Genomic DNA, 17,212 nt, shown 5'->3' on the forward strand with positions numbered 1-17,212 from the left:
CCCCGCCGCAGCAAGGACCCCGATCCATGACCGAGACAAAAGCCGTTGCAAGCGGCCTGACGATCCAACGACTGGTCAAGCAATACGGCGACACCTATGCGCTGAAAGATGTCAGTCTGGACATCCCCGCCGGCAGTTTCACCACGTTGCTGGGGCCGTCCGGATCCGGCAAAACGACACTGCTTATGTCGATCGCCGGGTTCACGCGGCCGGATACCGGGCGCATTCTTGCCGGGGGCCGGGATATCATCGGCTTGCCGCCCGAAAAGCGGGAATTCGGCATGGTGTTTCAGGGCTACGCGTTGTTCCCGCACCTGACCGTTGCGGGCAATGTCGCCTTCGCGTTGAAGCTGCGCCGCCGAGGCCGCTCAGAGATCGAAGAACGGGTCAGGGCCGCGCTGGATATGGTGCAGTTGGCCCATCTGGCGGACCGCTACCCGCGACAGTTGTCTGGCGGTCAGCAGCAGCGAGTGGCTCTTGCCCGAGCGCTGGTCTTTGAGCCAGGGGTGCTGTTGCTGGACGAACCCCTGTCAGCGCTGGACAAGTCTTTGCGCGCTGACCTGCAATGGGAACTGAAAGAGCTGCACGCGCGGCTTGGGGTGACCTTTGTCTACGTCACCCACGATCAGGAAGAGGCGCTGTCCATGTCGGACCAGATCGCCATCATCCGCGCGGGTGAAGTGGTGCAATGCGGCTCTCCAGCAGAACTGTACGACCGACCCAAGACCCATTTCATTGCCGACTTCCTTGGACGTAGCAACTACGTCGAGGGCACCATGGCTCAACGTGATGGCCAACCCGTCATCCAGGCTGGCGGGCAGGTGGTGCCGGTCTCGCCCGACCTTGCCGCCCCGGCAGAGGGAAAAGCCGCGATCCTCGCCATCCGCCCCGAGAAAATCACCGTGTTGCCCGATACCGGGCAGGGACCGGGCCTGCCCGGGCGGCTGACGGCGTGGAGTTATCTTGGGTCGAGCATCAGTTGCCGCGTCGCAACCGACCTTGGTGAATTCCATGTGCAACTGCCGACATGGCAGGCGGCGTTCGAGCCAAAGGTCGGCCAGCCCCTTTGGCTGGGCTGGGCAGAGGACGCCGGCCGCATTGTGCGCGACGACAGATAATAACCGCAGGCAAACTTCAATCAGACAGATAGGGAAATTTTCCATGAGAAACAGGACACTGACCTCCGAAACCGAAACCCGCGTCGAACGTTTCCGCCAGATGACCGACGGTAAGCTGATGAACCGCCGCACCTTCCTGAACGTGCTCGGGGCGCTCGGCGTTTCGGCGGGTGCGTTCCGCATGACACCGGCCTTGGCGCAAGGGCGCGAGATCGTGCTGGTTAATTGGGGCGGCGATGCGGTCACTGCCATGACCGAGGCATTTGCCGAACCGTTCATGCAGGCCGACCCCGAGCATACCGTCTATGTAGACGGGGCGGGCCCGTCGTCCGGCGCGATCAAGAGTATGGTGGACAGTGGCGCTGTGACCTGGGACGTGGCGGATCGCAACATCCCGGCTTCGCTGGAACTGGGCCGACAAGGCCTGCTGGAAGAGATCGACTACTCAATCGTCGACCGCAACAAGGTCCGCCCGGAACACGCGGGGCAATGGGGCGTGGGCAGCTATATCTTTTCCAACGTTATCTGCTGGGACACCACGGTCTTTCCCGACTGGGAACCGGCGGGCTGGGCGGATTTCTGGAACCTCGCCGACTATCCCGGCACCCGCACCCTGCGCCGCCATATCGACGGCCAACTGGAGGCCGCTCTGCTTGCCGACGGGGTCGCGCCCGAAGATATCTATCCGATCGATGTGGACCGCGCGCTGGCCAAGATCGCCGAAATCAAGGAGAGCACGATTTTCTGGGGGTCTGGTTCCGAGAGCCAGCAACTGCTCCGCGACCGTGAGGTCGTGATGGGCAACATGTTCAACACCCGCGCCAGCGTGGTGCGCCGCGAAACCGATGCCGAGATCGAATTCACTTATAATCAGGGGATCGTCTGGCCCGGCGCATGGATCGTGATGAAGGGGAACCCCGCGGGCAGCGCGGTGTTCGATCTGATTGCCTCAATGCAGGACCCGGCGGCGCAGGTCGTGCTGTTCGAGCTATTGGGCAACGGCCCTGTGAACCCCGAGGCCGCGCCCATGGTCCCCGATGAGCTGAAGCCGTTGGATCCGGGGTCGCCAGAAAACTATGCCAAGCAGATCTCGGCGGATTCCGAATGGTATGCCGAGAACTCTGCCAAGGTGCTGAACCGCTACATCGAGACAATCTCTTGATTGCCCCGGGCGCTGCCGGGGCCTGCCGGCGCCGGATCGGCGCCCGGACCCGGCGGGGGTACAAATGACTGCTCGCCGCCCTACGATGATCCGGGGCGGGCGCCTGTTGCGCCCCGGTGCCGACACGGCGCCCGCCGCAGACATCCTTGTCGAAGGTGGCCGCATTGCCCGGATCGGCCCCCCGGGCATGGATATGCCAGAGGGGTGTGCCGTGATCGACGCCGCCGGATGCTTGCTGCATCCCGGGTTGGTGAACGGCCATACGCACGGCCACGGCCACTTTTCGCGCGGGTTGACCGATGACCTGACGCTAGAGACCCTGCTGGCGGGCAGCTTTTGGTTCAACGGCAACCGGCGCCACGAGGACAAGTACCTCTCGACCCTGGTTGGTGCGGCGGAAATGGTTCTGAAGGGCTGTACCGCTTGCTATGATCTGTTCTGGGAATTCCCGACGGCCTCGCAGGAGGGAATGGTTACCGCCGGGCGTGCCTACAGTGATGTGGGCATGCGTGCGGTGGTGGCGCCCATGGTGGCAGATGGCAGTTTTCTGGCTTCGGTGCCGGGACTGCTGGATGCTATTCCTGATGCGCTGCGCGACGAGATTACGCCTTGGACGGCGCCCACCGCTGATGCTCTGCTGGCGCGATTGGCCGAAATAGACGACGCTTGGCCTTTTGACCGCGACCGGATTGCGTTCGGGTTGGGCCCGACCGTGCCGCTACTATGTAGTGACGCATTCATGGCCGGGGCAGGGCGTATGGCACGGGAGCGGAACCTGCCTATCCAGACCCACCTGTCCGAAACACGCATTCAAGAAGTGACCGCCCGCCACCGTTGGGGGCGATCCCTGACAGAGCATCTTTTTGATCTTGGGGTGCTGGGTGATACCCTGTCGGTGGCGCATGCGGTTTGGCTGAATGAGCGGGACATCGCACTGCTGGCAGAGGCCGGGGTGACCGCCGTTCTCAATCCCAGTTCGAACTTGAGACTGGGCTCTGGACTGCCGCGGATGCGCGCGCTGTTGGACGGTGGAATGACCGTCAGCCTTGGCACCGACAGCGCCTCCTGCTCGGACCACCAAAACATGTACGAAGTGACGCGCCTTGCGGGATACTTGTCACATGTCCAGTCGCCGGATCCTGCCCGTTGGGTGACCAGCACTGAGGCTGCGCGCGCTGCGACCGAGGGCGGCGCAGCAGCTTTGCAAATGCCCGAAATCGGGCGACTGGAAGAGGGGCGCGCGGCAGATATCGTCTTTCTGGATCTTGGATGGGTGCACTGGATGCCGTTGCGCAACGTGACGATGCAACTGGTTCAGGCGGAAGACGCAACCGCTGTCCGGCATGTGATGATCGACGGTCGTATGGTCGTGCGAGACCGTCAGTTGCTGACGGTCGATCTGGCCCGGTTGCAACGGCAGGTGTCCGATGCGGTCGCCCGACTTGACGCCATGAACACGGGTAATGCGGCCCTGTTTCGGAAACTGCAACCGATCGTTGGTCGCTTCTGCTCTGCCCTATCCCCCTTTCCGCAGGCTGGTGCGGCCCCGTTGCCACCCGCCAGCGGCCCTGACCCAGATTTGAATTGACGATATGAGGACACTGACATGACTTTCCCCTATCCTGAGACCGCCACATGGCGTGATATCCCGATCTTTGACGAACTCACGTCACATGACGTGGCAGCGGCGGCCAAAGCCGGGGCCCATGTAATCGTCCCCTTTGGCGCGACGGAACAACACGCCGGGCACCTACCGCTGGGGACCGACACCTATCAGAGCGTTGATATCGCCCGGCGCGCGGCGGCCACGCTGAACCATGAGGGCTTGCCTCTTATTGTCGGACCAGCAGTGCCTTTTGGCCCCTCTGCTGTGCAAAGTGAAAGCCCGATAGACTTTCCCGGTTCAGTCTACGTCTCCCACGCCACGCTGCTGTCTCTGACACGGGACATCTGCCATGAGTTGGCGCGGCAAGGATTCAAAGTGATCTACCTCGTCTGCGGTCATGCGGAAAGCGACCCTGTGCTGCAAATCGCAGCCAAAGAAGTGTCCGAGGAAACCGATGCTTCTGTCCTGTCGGTGCAATGGCTGATCGGAACGCAGCCGAAATACGGAACGGTCAAGCGTGCGCCCGGCTCTCAGGGGCACGCGGGTGAAGGGGAAACCGCCCGGATGCTGGCCTCTGCCCCGCATCTGGTTCGGACCGACAAGTATGTCAGTTATCGCCCGGCGCTGCCCGTGGATCCTGCTGCGCATGACAAGATGCCCTACCTTGGCGGTGCCATAGGCCGCTACAAATACCCACCACAGGTTTTCGAAGGGTTCGAGGACGGGCTGTGGGGCGATCCAGAATACGCAACGGCAGAGAGCGGCGAGGCCTACTATCGTATTATCGACGATTGGCTCTGCGAAGTGATCCGCAAGGAACATGCCATGTGGCAATCGGCATGAGGCCGGCGGTGCAGGGAAAGGGTACTCGATGAGTGAACAGAGTCCGAACCATCACGCCGTACCTACCTTTGACGAGATGACCTCGGTCGAGGTCGGGGCCGCGATCAAAGAAAACGCGGTCATCTTGATTTCGCTGGGCGCGACTGAGCAGCATGGCGCGCATTTACCTTTGGGCGCCGACACAATGCAGGGGATCGAACTGGCCCGCCGCACAGTTGCCCGGCTGCATGCCGAGGGGCACCCGGCCATCGTCGGCCCGGCAATCCCCTTTGGCCCGCGTGGCTTTTTGAGTGAGACCCCCATCAAGCTGCCGGGCAACGTGAACCTGTCGGCCAGCACCTTTATGAAGGTGCTCGAAGAGATCGGTCGGGAAATCATCGACCAAGGGTTTCGTCGGGTGTACTTCCTTGGGTTTCATGCAGAGAGCGACGCACCCATGCAGATCGTCGCCAAAAGCCTGTGCGAAACCACAGAGGCGAATGTGGTAACGTTGAATTGGCTCGTCGGCGCGCGGCCGCGCTATTCAAAGTACATGGAAGCGCAGGCGCAGGATGGTCACGGCGGCGAGGGCGAAACCTGCCGGATGCTGGCCACAGCACCGCATTTGTGCCGCATGGAAAAGGCCGAACCGTGGCACCCGACCATCTCCGAAAACCAACCAGAGGCGGATGCGTTGCCTTACCTTGGTGGTGGGGTTGGACGTTTCAAGATGGCGGAGCCCTACTTTCAGGGCTTCACCTCTGGTGTAACGGGTGATCCGCAACTGGCCACCGCAGACCGGGGTGAACTGGTCTACGATCTGATGACCGGGTGGCTGGTGGACGTGATCCGTCACGACCTACAGGGAACAGAGGACTACAGCCGTGCCGAGCTTTGATGCGGGTATGATCGAAACAAGGCGATGTCGGCTATGTCTGCACAATGATCAGCGATCACGGGACGGAACCGACGTTCAGCGCCATTCTGAAATGGCAGAAGAATGCATGGATCGTTGAGAGTGAGTGATTGGGACAGTCAGCCGCCACTCAATTTCGCTGGCGTCGAAGGTTTTTCCAAATGCATTGGTCAAGACAGGTGCCGTTAAAGTTAGCGTGGTCCCCTAGGGGACCACGCTGTCAGCTTTATAGTTCGGAAAAGAACTTCGCCGACCCACGGTGTTGCGGGATGCCGACATCTTGGCGAACCATCTCTGGTGTCGTGTTCCTGAGTGCTGCGACGGCAAGACCAAGGTCGGACAGCCGTTCGTAAATCGCCTTGGTGATTTTGTAGACCACCTCTTCATCCAGATCGCAGTCGGCGATCACATGCGTGCCGAAGCTGGCCGATTGCACAGGTTCGTCCATACCCTTGTAGATGCCACCGGGAATAGTTGTCCGTTGGAAGCCGGCGTTTTTCTCTTTCAGAAATGCGAACGCTTCATCGGAAATTGGCAGGAGCCGCAGGTCACGGGCGGAGCCTACGTCCATGATTAGACTTGCCGGAACGCCTGTCGTGAGAAAGACGCTGTCGATTTGACCGTCCTTCATCATGTTGGATTGATCCGAAACGGACGAGAAGTTGATTTGATCAAGGTCATCGTAAGTCAGCCCAGCGGACTCGAGAACCATGCGCAAGATCTGTTCTGCGGTCGTGCCGGGAGGGGCAACGGAAAATCGTTTGCCCGCAAAATCCTCGAAGCTTTCGATGCCGGAATCTGTCCGTACGGGAACTTGCAAGACTTGTGGGTACAGGTAGGCGACGTTGCAGATATTCGTAACAGGTTCATCGAATGGGGCGTTGCCCAAGTGTGCATCAACTGCGGAAATCGTGCTGGATAGCCCCAGATCAGCCTTTTTGAGGCTGATGGATTTGATGTTCGCCAGGCCGCCACCCGGGCGGATGTTGATCTGGATGTCGTCGAAAAGATCCTCGACAGCGGTCTTGATGGCGCCGCCTGCGGGATACCACGATCCACCCGGCGTCGAGGTGACAAAGGTCAGGGTTTCAGCCGGTGCCGTGGAGGCCAGGCCGAGCGCCGTCACAGTGGCGATGGCGAATTTCTTGAAATGCATGAGTTTCTCCTCTGTTGTCATGCGGATTGTTTGGAGGCGTCGATCGTGGCGCTGTTCGGAACAGTGTCCGGCTTGTTGCGCTGGATCAGGTAGGCGGTCACTGCCAGCGTGATACCGGCGACGTCGCTCCAGATGCCTTGATAGATCAGGAGCATTGCCGCGATGACCAGCAAGAGCCGTTCAATGAATCCCAGTCGCCGTGTCAGATAGCCATGCAATCCTGACGCCAGGAAAGTGACGCCAAGGATGGCCGATACGGTTGCCAGACTAATCTGCATCGGCGTGCCTTGAAGGATCAAAGCGGGGCTGTAGACAAACATGAAAGGAACGATATATCCCGTCATCCCCAGTTTGAGCGCCGCAACGCTCGCCGGCCACAGCTTTGCCCCGGAAATGGCATTTGCGGCAAATACGCCAATCGCCACTGGTGGTGTGATCGTGGACATGATCGCGAAATAGAAGGCGAAGAGATGCGCGGCTTCCAATGTGACACCCAGCTTGATGAGGGCCGGGATGAGCAGGGCGGTTTGCAGGATGTAGGCGGGGGTGGTTGGCAGTCCCATGCCCACGATGATGCCAGCGATGGCAGTCATAATCAGAGCCAGAAGCATCGAGCCATTCGAGATCGACCGCACGAAGCTGCTGAAATCCAGACCCAGTCCACTGTGAATGATCACACCGACAACGATGCCCGCACAGGCACAGGCAAGAGCGACCTGACAGGCATTGATCACGCCGGTCTGGATCCCTTCAAGAACGTGGATAGTCTTGAACTCGGAGCGGGTCGTTCTGCGCAATAGGGTTGTCGGCAATATCGACAGGATCCCCAGGAAAGCCGCATAAGCTGGGCTGTAGCCATAAAAGAGCACGCCAATGATCAGGAAAAGGGGAATGATCTGGTGTCCGCGTTCCTTGAGCACCGTGCGCAGAACCGGGATCGACGCTGCATCCAGTCCGCTTAGCCCTTGGCGTTTCGCTTCGAAGTGGATTGCAAGAAAGACGCTGACAAAAAACAGGATCGCCGGAATAAGCGCGATCATCATGACAGTGATGTAACCAACGCCCATGATCTCGGCCATGACGAAGGCCGCTGCACCCATGACCGGCGGCATGATCTGACCGCCGGTAGAGGCCACGGCCTCGACCGAACCGGCGAATGCGGGCCGGTATCCAAGCCGTTTCATTAGCGGAATGGTATAGCTGCCGGTGGTCATGATGTTGGCCACCGCGCTGCCAGAGATCGACCCGAACAGTGCCGAGGACAGGCTGGCCACTTTCGCGGGCCCACCCGTGCTGCGTCCGGCAACTGCGGTGGCGAAGTCGATGAAAAACCGTCCGGTTCCCAATCTTTCGGCGAGCGCGCCGAATAGAACGAAGAGGAAGAGGTAGGTCGCCGAAACGCTCAGCGGGATTCCGAACAGCCCTTCGGTTGTAAGGTAGAGCACATCAACCAGATAATTCATGTCCAATCGCCCTGAGGCGATGGCGTAGACCATGAAGACAAGGGCTGTCAGGGGCAGGGCGGGACCAAGCGTTCGGCGACACCCTTCTAACACCAACGCTGTCAGGCCGATGCCCATCCAGAATTGTGTGGGTGAAAGTTCATCCACGAACTGAAAGCGGTAATAAAGTGTTTCTTGAATTGCGAGCAGGTAACCAATCGAAACCAGCATTCCGGCGATCAAGAGCAAATCCATAATCCGCGACCAGAGTGGTCCGCCTGTAAAAGCTGGATAAATCAAGAAAACGATGCCTAGCGCAAAGCCCAGATGGATGCCGCGAAAGACAAAAGGCTGAGGCGCGCCGAAGATGACGGCATTGAATTGAAAGGCGGTCATGCCGAGCATGGCCGCGAGAACGGTCCAGCGCAGAATCCTGTGGCGGTTGGCAAGCATCGATCTATGAGTTCCTTGCGTTTCGATGTGGTGCGCGCCACTTTTGCGCGCGCTGACGATGTCCACGATCAACGTGAGCAACAAAAAGACGTTGGCCGGGTGACGGCCCGCGTAAGGGTTTGTGTCGTCACCGGGCGGGGTGAACTAACGGTACGGCCTCGCTCATGACTCTGTTGAGGAGCTGACATGGGTGGTTTGGGGGCCGCGTAGATCCGCAAGCGACCGTGCACCCATCTGGATCATGTTGTTTTCAAGGTCGCGGCGTAGAATGCCATAGGCATGGTCTGCCCCCGGGGCGCCCAATGCGGATATCGAATATAGGAAGCCCCGTCCTAGAAAGCAGAAGTCGGCGCCCAGTGAAATGGCACGGGCAATGTCCAGCCCGCCACGGATACCGCTGTCGAATATGATCGGGACTCGTCCGGCGGTTGTCTTGACGATCTCTGGGAGCATCTCGATCGCGGCATGTGCGCCATCGAACTGCCGCCCGCCGTGGTTGGAAACCCAGACAGCGTCCGCCCCATGGATTATCGCCTGTTCCGCATCATCAGAGTGCATCACACCCTTCAGGATGAGATTGCCGTCCCAAGCCTCGCGAATACGGGCAAAGTAGCTCCAGTCGGGGCGGCCGTCGACGATGCGACCGACCAGCCGTGTGCCCTTGTTCATCCGATCAAAGGAAAAGTATTTCTCCAGTGTCTTGAACCGCGGCAGCCCGTACTTCAGAGTCTCCATCGCCCAACGGGGTCTTTTCATAACCCGCCACAGGGTTTTGGCGTTCATCTGGGGCGGCACAGTCAGACCGGCGACCAGTTGTCGCTCTCGCGTGCTGCTTACCGGAACGTCCGCCGTGACGGCGATCGTCTTGATCCCAGCAGCCTTGCAACGGGCAATCAGGTCGGCGAGGACTTCGGGCTCTTTGGGGCAGTAGATTTGCATCCAAGTGTTTTTGCCGGCCTTCGCCGCCACGTCCTCGGGTGTTTCGTTGGCCATCATACTCAGGCAGTAAGGAAAGTCATTGTCGCCAGCGGCTTGCGCCAACATCAGTTCCGCTCCGGGCCACATCAAGCCGGTACTGCCCACCGGAGCCGCGCCGAACGGGACTGAGTACTCTTGGCCAAATAGCGTGGTGCCAACATCAGGAGAAAACCGGCCGCCCAAGGAACGGGGTGCCAAGTTGACCTCGTCAAAAGCAGATTGGTTGCGGTTCACCAGCCGCTCCATTCCCGTCCCGCTGTCGAGGAATTCCCAGGCAAAAAAGGGAATGCGCTGACGCGCTCGCTTTTTCAGGTGCCAGATGGATGGGAATTTGCTTTCGTAGTCCATTCTTCAGAATTCTCCATGGCGCTTAGTAGCTAGAGTAAACGCGACCTCTGTTTGAACCGCGCCCGACAAAGCTATGTATTCGGAGGAGGGCTCTCGGCGGTTCACGCAGCCGACCGCGAGAGTGGAGCAGTGGTCCACTACTGTGCACTCGTTGATCCGACCTTGGGGTAGGCCAGCAGTGCTCTCCGCCTTTGACGCGCGGCGGCATCTTGGTCCGCATCGCCCGCGCTGGATGTTGGTCAACGGAGATTGGTTAACTTGTAATGAAACGTAACAATTAGGCTGTCTGCGAGTGTGGGGCCCCCAGATGGCGTCATGCCACTGTGGATGCCGAATATTTTTCGGCACATTAGCGCATAAATCCAATTGTGTACGCTGCATAAACCCCTCCTCCAAGGTGTCATGCTCTGGCTGCGGTCGGGGGGATTCCCCACACGTTGCCGATGTTGGGAATCGATACGAGTTGAGGGATAAGTTGTCAACAAAAATGACAAATAAATTGACATGTCATACTACTTATTGCATTGCGCATCCGGGGTCGCGATGCTGGTAAGAGGTCCGGATCGGATGGCATCTGAGTTTGGCAAGGTCAGATCACCGAAGTTAAGAGGAGTTTTGCCTGCAGATGGAAGCAGAGGATGACATGGATTCGGCGCCTCTAGTCTTGTCCCCTGGAAAGCGGCCGCGCCTGAGTGACCAGTTGTATTCGCAAATTCTTGAGCAAATCGTCTCGGGGCGGCTAAGCGAAGGATCCCGGTTGCCACCGGAAAAAGAAATCTGTGAGATGTTTGGCGTCTCGCGCCCGGTCGTCCGTGATGCGTTGCTTCGGCTTCGATCAGATGGGCTAGTGCAATCACGTCAAGGCAGCGGAACATTTATACAGCGCCGCCCCGCCAAGAGATTGAGCGATTTCGGCGGTATGGACCAAGTGCCGGAATTCCTTCGAGTGTTGGAGCTGCGGATGCCGGTCGAATCCGAAGCCGCCAGATTGGCCGCAGAGCGCCGTACAGCTGCACAGCTACGAAAAATTGAAGATGCCCATCGGCAAATGGAGCGTGACGCCGAAGCCGGGAACATACCTGCCGAACCTGACGCTGCTTTCCATAATGCCATTGCCGCCGCGACAGGAAATGACAAATTCCTGTCGCTGTCCCGCTCGATCCAGAGTTCAATTTCCAGCTTTCGAACAGTCGCATCCAATGTGACGAGGACGGGCCCGCGGAAACGGATTGTTCAGGTTCTCAGTGAACACACTATGATCCTTGAAGCTATTCAATCCCGTGAAACCGAAGCGGCCAGAATTGCAATGATGTTCCATTTGGAGCGCGCCCGACGCCGTGTGACCGACCGCTCCGAAGATTCCTGACCTGGGTTCAGCCAGAGTACGCCGTTTGAAACGGGCGCTAGGCCAGACGTCAGCGGACCGGTCAGCATCTGACGGCGACGGCGCGTGGACGCAAGAGGGGTGGCGTCCACTGGCTGTGTCTACTTCGCGCATGGCTCTTGATCTCTGGGCGCTGGGGCCAGAGCGATCATGTCCTCACGCAGCGTCCCGTCCAGAAAGTCCAGCGCGTTCTGAGCGGAGCGCGTGGCCATCCGGATCGTGCTTTGCATGGTCATCGCAGCAGAATGGGGCGTCACGATCACGTCCTCCCGGCCAAGCAGCGGGTTATCCGGATGTGGCGGTTCGTCCAACAGAACATCGGTCGCGTATGCTCCCGGACGACCCGCATCCAGTGCGGCAGCCATTGCGCCCTCGTCAACGATCCCTCCGCGCGCCGTATTCACAACGATTGATCCCGGTTTCATGCGTGCAAGCAAATCGCGGTCGAATAGATTTGACGTCTCTGCCGTTCGGGGCATGTGGATGCTAACGATATCTGCCTGGCTGACCGCCTCTGCAAGCGAGTCCGCCAAACTATACCCTTCTGGCAGGCCGGCATCCTTTGGCCGAAAAGGGTCGAAGACTGTGATCTGCGCGCCGAAGGCGGCGGCGCGCTGGGCATAGGCCTGGCCGATCCGGCCAAACCCGACCACCAGCGTTTGACTGCCATTCAGATCGCGCGCTTTGAGGTTTTCCCGAATGGCCCATTTGCCGTCACGAACCGCACCATTGGCGCGATCGAGATCTTTGCAGGCGGCCAGCGTAAGAGTCATTGCGTGTTCGGCCACAGAAATGAGGTTGCTGTCCGCTGCGATGGCAACGCCAATTCCAAGCGGTTGAAGCACCTCAAATTTCAGGTTGTCGCATCCAACGCCGTGGCGCGAAACCAGTCGCAGCCGGGTGGCCTGTTGAAACATGTCATCCGCAAGCACACGGGCGCGAATGAGCACCACCTCGGCATCCTGAATGTGCTTTGCGATATCCGCTTCTGTTGGATTTGGCAGGTGAACCAGTTCAACGTCTGATCGAGCCCGCAAAAGGTCCAGCCCATCAGGGTGGATCGGGTCAAGCGCAAGTACTTTGGCCATTATGTTACCTTCAGGCGTTCGGCGGCCGCAGCCGCCGTTTTCGGAAAAGAATAGTGTTCGCAGGTCGTGGCGATCATGGTCGTGCAAAGCTCATTTCCTTCGCGCGCGGTGTTGGCTCGGGTTGCGAAAGTTAGCGCTCTGATCTGCGGGCTGGGTTGTGGATAGCGTCACTAAACATGTGGGAGTGATCGCTTTGCGTCGGGTCGGGCAGTGGATCGGCAATGCCCGACCCGACGCGGGGCGGCGCCCCTTGGGGCAGAGGGTTAGCGAGGTTGTCCTGCTATCCCGTCACTTCAAGCGGGTTAGCAGGGATGAGGTGTCCCAGCGGCCGCCGCCTGCCTTCTGCACATCCGCGTAGAACTGATCTACGAGCGCGGTAACGGGCAGGCTCGCGCCGTTGGATTTGGCCTCATCCATGCAAATGCCAAGATCCTTTCGCATCCAGTTCACTGCGAACCCATAGTCGAACTTGCCATCACCCATGTTGGTTGCACGGTTCTCCATCTGCCAAGAGCCGGCGGCTCCTTTGGAAATCACGTCGATCAGAAGAGGGATGTCCAATCCGGCCTTCTGCGCGAAATGGACGCCCTCGGACAACCCTTGAACCAGGCCTGCGATACAAATCTGATTGACCATCTTGGCCAATTGGCCTGCTCCGGTGCTGCCCAGCAGTTTGCAGGATTGCGCGTAGGAATCGATGACCGGTTCGACCGCCGCGAAGTATTTTTCTTCGCCGCCGCACATGACCGTCAGAACCCCGTTTTCCGCTCCTGCCTGACCACCTGAAACTGGGGCGTCGATAAAGCCAATGCCCCGCTCTGACGCGGCTTTGGCCAGATCGCGGGCCAAGCTGGCAGAAGCGGTTGTGTGATCGACGAGAATGCTGCCTTTGCTCATGCTGGCAAGGGCGCCCTCGGAGCCTACCGACACCTCCCGGACGTCGTCGTCGTTTCCGACGCAGATAAAGACATACTCGCAGTCTTTGGCGGCTTTTTCGGGTGTGGTGGCAAAGGACGCGCCGTATTCCGCCGCCCAAGCCTCGGCTTTGGCGGTCGTCCGGTTGTAGACAGTAACGTCATGTCCATTTTTGACGAGATGCCCGGCCATCGGGTATCCCATTACGCCCAGTCCAATGAAGGCAACTTTTGCCATTTTCAGCGTCCTTATGCGTTGTTGGTTTCAGCGGTGCCCAGGTTCTGGAACGTGTCGCGCAGAGAGCTTGAGCGCGCCGTTGCCCCGGCCATCAGGTAGTTGTGATCGGTCCCCGCGAGGACAAAGCGTACACCCTCGGTCATGTAGCGCGAGGCCCACTCGGTGTCGTAGACGCCACCCATGCCCATGGCCTTGCCCGATTTGCGGCACGCGGCGGCGACCTTTGCAAAGGCATCCTGCATCTTGGGGTGCCCGATTTCGCCGGCTACTCCCGTTTCGGCGGAAAGGTCCGATGCGCCGATCATCAGGACATCTATGCCCTTTGTCGCGGCAATGGCGTCTGCATTTGCCACGGCCTCAGGCGACTCGATCATGCAGATGACGATGATCTCGGAGTTTGCCTTGGCCATGGTTTCGGCATTGCCGGCTGCCTGATATCCGAAAATTGCAGGCGCCCCGCCCCAGCTGCGATGACCGTCCGGCGGGAAGCTGAAGGCATCGGCGGCTTGTTTCGCTTCTTCTGGCGTATCGACGTGCGCCACGACGATCCCTTGCGCACCATTGTCCAGTGCACGCGTGCCTTCATCCAGGGACGATTTCATGACCCGGACAAGTGGGGTAGTGCCACTCGGAAGGGCGGCGATGCAGACTTGGGCCAGCTGATCCTGACTAAACGCGCCATGCTCGGCATCAATGAACAGCCAGTCGTGGTCACATGCGCGTGCCAACAGGCCAGCACCGGCTGACCGCAGGTGGTTCAGGCCGAAACCCAGTGCAAGTTTGTCCTCTCGCAGTAGCTTGAGAGTTTGATTCTCGAAAATGTTCATTGTGTCTCCGTGACCGGGTCTGCGTGGCGCACCACGTTCGTCCCATGCTCAATTGCAGAATGTAACATGCGCGTCCTTTTCGTGGATGTTGGGTGGGCGCATCCTCCACTGTCCAGATGCGCGCGTATGTTTAGTCGCCAGTTTTTGGGGCAACAAATTTAAACACCGGTCTACCAATTTGAGTAGCGCATGGCTGTTTTCGTTGTCAACAGGCCTTTGGCGATGCCCGCGGAAATCAAATTGGTGGCTTGACCGGATTACCTTGCAGGTGTGAACCGCTATCAGCCCTCTTCGGGCAGCGGCGCACTAAGTTCGATAACTGCGCCGTGGACGCTTTCTTTCAGAAAGCTCACCTGTCCACCAAGGCCTCCCTTGTCGATGGGGCCGCCGGGATGTGTTTCAGTAGCCTCTTTCAGTGACTCGACGTCGAAGCAAATGTGGTGAAGGCCTTCGCCTTTTGTGTCCAGGAAATCGCGCACAGGCCCAGGCCCAATCGGTGTCACGAGCTGAAGAACGGTGTCGCCGACCTCCAGAAATGCCATGCCCAATGTGCCGGGGCCGTTAGTGGCCTCTCGAATGAGCGTAAGGCCGAAGTCCTTGGTGAACGTTTCAACCGCGGCATCGAGATCGTTCACGGCGATCGCGATGTGGTTAATGCGTTTTGCCTTCATCAGGCACTCCTTCATTGACGTTTCGAACGTAGCTTGTTCTATTTGGACGACCGGTGCACCAATTTGTAGGGCGTTTTGCTCCGGGCCGCAAGTCGAGGTTTTCGCCACTTACCTCTGAAGCCCCGCTGTGGGATAGTCGGAGGCAGCGGATACGCCCAAGGAACCGACGATGGCCGGCAAGATCAAACCAATTGAACAACAGCGGCAACCATCAGTTGCCGTGGAAGTCACCAAGAACCTTTTGGGCTTTCTGCTTTCGGGCGATATCAAGCCAGGTGACCGGCTTCCTCCTGAGCGCAAGCTGGCCGAGGCTCTTGGCGTCGGGCGTACGGTTCTACGCGAGGGGTTGAAATCTCTCACTGTGCTTGGCTTGGTCGAGGGTCGGCAGGGAGATGGAAACTACTTGAAAGCGACCGAGTCAGAGTTCCTTCCGCGGGCAATAGAGTGGGGTATGTTGCTCGGGGCCAAGGTGACCAACGACCTGATCGAAAGCCGCCAAGTACTTGAACTCTCGATTGTCCGCTTGGCAGCAGAGCGTATTACGGACAAGGAAATCCGGAAGCTTGATGAGCTTATGGACAAGATGCGCGACGCCGACGATGCGGCCAAGTTCGCACGCGCAGACGTCGCCTTCCACCTAGTGATCGTGAAGGCTGCCAGAAATGAAACATTGCTGCAGATCATGAACAACATGCTCTCACTGCTTAAGGTCTGGACAAGGCGGGTCTTGGCAGAAGAAGTCGATTTCGACGAGCTGATCGATCAACATTCCGGGATTGTGGAAGCTCTGCGTGCGCATGATCAAGATCGTGCAGTGTCGGCCATGCAGTTGCATCTGGAAAGTGTATTGTCAAAGTTGCAGCAGACGGTGTCCTCAACGGGCGGCAACATTGGGGAGCAAGCGAATTGAAGTCCGCTACATCTTGGGCAGATCTTGGCGCCAGTTAAGTTTTTTTCTCCTTCTGATGGGGAGGGGGGGCTTTGCCAATCCAGTGTTTTTCGGTGGCAGTTGCGGACTTCCGGTCGCCTGCATTGGTCCGCACGCCGATTGTGCGGACGTCGCAAATGCCTCACACATCACAGTGCCGCAAGCCTTGGTTTGCTGGCGCCAATATCGGAATCTGCTGTGAAAATCCCGCCGGCATGCGGATAGTCAGTCAGTTCTTCGTCTGTCAGGCGCATGCGCAGGCTAGTTATGAAAATTTGTCGGTTTGATGCGCCGCCAATTGTCAAACAGGTTGGGCCGCGTGTTGGCAGATTGATCTTGGCGTCGATCTTGCCATCCTTGGTTATGCGTACGATGCAGCCGGCCCACACCCGTGCGGACCAATAGCTTCCCTTTTCATCTACATAACCGCCGTCTGGCGCGCCCGGGGCTATGTCGCTTCCCGCCAGGGGCGAAATTTCGGTGAACTGATCAAAGTCGCCCTCGATACTGAACCGCCGGATCACACCGTCATGGGTGTCCGTGAAATACATGATCCGACCATCTGGAGAGAAGTCCAATCCATTGCTCACCACGATCTTGTTCAAAAGTTGAACAAGCGTGCCATCCGGTTTCAATCGGTAAAGCCCGGCGAGCGGCTGCCTGTTCGCCCGATCGGCGGGTTCGTGGAATGTGCCGAAGACCACACCACCAAATGGATCAACCGTTGCGTCATTGATCCTTGTCTCGGAAAGTGAAGGCTCCACCTCTTGTAGCGTGGCAAAACTTGTCAGGTCTTGGTTGGATATCACGACGCGCTTGGGAAAGCCGATCACGAATCCCGCCTGCTTCCTGGGGCGAATAAAACAGGCCCGGTCTGGCAGATCGAAATGGGTTACTCGGTTTTCCATATCAAGACGGAACACCTGACAATTGTGGATGTCCGTCCACCACAGGCAGTTATCTCGCGGATCCCAGAAGCAGCTTTCGCCCAGCGTGTTCCTAGTGTCGGCCAGAAGTGTTGCGTTCATCGGAGGTCTTTCGGTGTTTGTGGTCGGTGATTTCAATGGCTGAGTTACAAGGCGTGGTACGGGGTGTTGCCCCAAATTCGGCTCATGCAGCAGGTCAAAGGTTGGCGTCTTGAATTGCCCGGCCCGGTGTTTT

General features: G+C 58.7%; 15 protein-coding genes. 7 read left to right on the forward strand and 8 right to left on the reverse strand.

Annotated features, from left to right (window positions below; genetic code table 11):
* Positions 1–26 precede the first annotated feature (26 nt).
* The 5 genes from ANTHELSMS3_RS08490 (at position 27) to ANTHELSMS3_RS08510 (ending at position 5,606) form a co-directional block, all read left to right on the forward strand.
* Positions 27–1,118: an ABC transporter ATP-binding protein gene (locus ANTHELSMS3_RS08490; RefSeq protein WP_094034489.1), complete on the forward strand. Its 1,092-nt coding sequence runs from the start codon at positions 27–29 to the stop codon at positions 1,116–1,118.
* 43 nt (positions 1,119–1,161) lie between these two features.
* Positions 1,162–2,280 (forward strand): ABC transporter substrate-binding protein, encoded by a 1,119-nt coding sequence (locus ANTHELSMS3_RS08495; protein ID WP_094034490.1) that lies wholly within the window; start codon positions 1,162–1,164, stop codon positions 2,278–2,280.
* Positions 2,281–2,344: 64 nt separating this feature from the next.
* Entirely contained in the window at positions 2,345–3,868 is a 1,524-nt protein-coding gene (locus ANTHELSMS3_RS08500) for an amidohydrolase family protein (protein WP_094034491.1), read from the forward strand.
* Positions 3,869–3,886: 18 nt separating this feature from the next.
* Complete coding sequence (locus ANTHELSMS3_RS08505) at positions 3,887–4,729, forward strand: creatininase family protein (RefSeq protein WP_094034492.1); 843 nt, start codon at positions 3,887–3,889, stop codon at positions 4,727–4,729.
* Between the two features lie 28 nt (positions 4,730–4,757).
* Positions 4,758–5,606, forward strand: coding sequence for a creatininase family protein (locus ANTHELSMS3_RS08510; RefSeq protein WP_157733451.1), 849 nt, complete (start codon positions 4,758–4,760; stop codon positions 5,604–5,606).
* Between the two features lie 244 nt (positions 5,607–5,850).
* On the opposite strand, the gene ANTHELSMS3_RS08515 is transcribed toward ANTHELSMS3_RS08510, so the two are convergent.
* From ANTHELSMS3_RS08515 to ANTHELSMS3_RS08525, 3 genes are all read right to left on the reverse strand, one after another.
* Positions 5,851–6,780 carry a TAXI family TRAP transporter solute-binding subunit gene (locus ANTHELSMS3_RS08515; protein ID WP_157733452.1) on the reverse strand — a complete coding sequence of 310 codons (930 nt, stop codon included), beginning with the start codon at positions 6,778–6,780 and terminating at the stop codon, positions 5,851–5,853.
* A gap of 17 nt (positions 6,781–6,797) precedes the next feature.
* The gene (locus ANTHELSMS3_RS08520) at positions 6,798–8,675 is read right to left on the reverse strand and encodes a TRAP transporter permease (RefSeq protein ID WP_157733453.1); all 1,878 of its coding nucleotides are present in this window, start codon (positions 8,673–8,675) and stop codon (positions 6,798–6,800) included.
* 162 nt (positions 8,676–8,837) lie between these two features.
* Positions 8,838–10,001, reverse strand: a complete 1,164-nt coding sequence (locus tag ANTHELSMS3_RS08525) for an alpha-hydroxy acid oxidase (protein WP_094034496.1) — start codon at positions 9,999–10,001, stop codon at positions 8,838–8,840.
* A gap of 625 nt (positions 10,002–10,626) precedes the next feature.
* On the opposite strand from ANTHELSMS3_RS08525, the gene ANTHELSMS3_RS08530 reads away from it, so the two are divergent.
* Positions 10,627–11,367 carry a FadR/GntR family transcriptional regulator gene (locus tag ANTHELSMS3_RS08530; protein WP_198319912.1) on the forward strand — a complete coding sequence of 247 codons (741 nt, stop codon included), beginning with the start codon at positions 10,627–10,629 and terminating at the stop codon, positions 11,365–11,367.
* Between the two features lie 119 nt (positions 11,368–11,486).
* Here the strand turns inward: ANTHELSMS3_RS08530 and ANTHELSMS3_RS08535 are convergent, their stop codons facing one another.
* From ANTHELSMS3_RS08535 to ANTHELSMS3_RS08550, 4 genes are all read right to left on the reverse strand, one after another.
* Positions 11,487–12,473, reverse strand: coding sequence for an NAD(P)-dependent oxidoreductase (locus ANTHELSMS3_RS08535; RefSeq protein ID WP_094034497.1), 987 nt, complete (start codon positions 12,471–12,473; stop codon positions 11,487–11,489).
* 288 nt (positions 12,474–12,761) lie between these two features.
* Positions 12,762–13,625 carry an NAD(P)-dependent oxidoreductase gene (locus ANTHELSMS3_RS08540; protein WP_094034498.1) on the reverse strand — a complete coding sequence of 288 codons (864 nt, stop codon included), beginning with the start codon at positions 13,623–13,625 and terminating at the stop codon, positions 12,762–12,764.
* An 11-nt stretch (positions 13,626–13,636) separates the two neighbouring features.
* Positions 13,637–14,452: an HpcH/HpaI aldolase family protein gene (locus tag ANTHELSMS3_RS08545; RefSeq protein ID WP_094034499.1), complete on the reverse strand. Its 816-nt coding sequence runs from the start codon at positions 14,450–14,452 to the stop codon at positions 13,637–13,639.
* Positions 14,453–14,733: 281 nt separating this feature from the next.
* On the reverse strand, positions 14,734–15,123 hold the full coding sequence (locus ANTHELSMS3_RS08550; RefSeq protein WP_157733454.1) for a VOC family protein: 390 nt from the start codon (positions 15,121–15,123) through the stop codon (positions 14,734–14,736).
* Between the two features lie 169 nt (positions 15,124–15,292).
* On the opposite strand from ANTHELSMS3_RS08550, the gene ANTHELSMS3_RS08555 reads away from it, so the two are divergent.
* Complete coding sequence (locus ANTHELSMS3_RS08555) at positions 15,293–16,033, forward strand: FadR/GntR family transcriptional regulator (RefSeq protein ID WP_094034501.1); 741 nt, start codon at positions 15,293–15,295, stop codon at positions 16,031–16,033.
* A 167-nt stretch (positions 16,034–16,200) separates the two neighbouring features.
* On the opposite strand, the gene ANTHELSMS3_RS08560 is transcribed toward ANTHELSMS3_RS08555, so the two are convergent.
* Positions 16,201–17,079, reverse strand: coding sequence for an SMP-30/gluconolactonase/LRE family protein (locus tag ANTHELSMS3_RS08560; RefSeq protein WP_094034502.1), 879 nt, complete (start codon positions 17,077–17,079; stop codon positions 16,201–16,203).
* Positions 17,080–17,212 lie beyond the last annotated feature (133 nt).

Source organism: Antarctobacter heliothermus, assembly GCF_002237555.1.
Taxonomy (GTDB): Bacteria; Pseudomonadota; Alphaproteobacteria; order Rhodobacterales; family Rhodobacteraceae; genus Antarctobacter; species Antarctobacter heliothermus_B.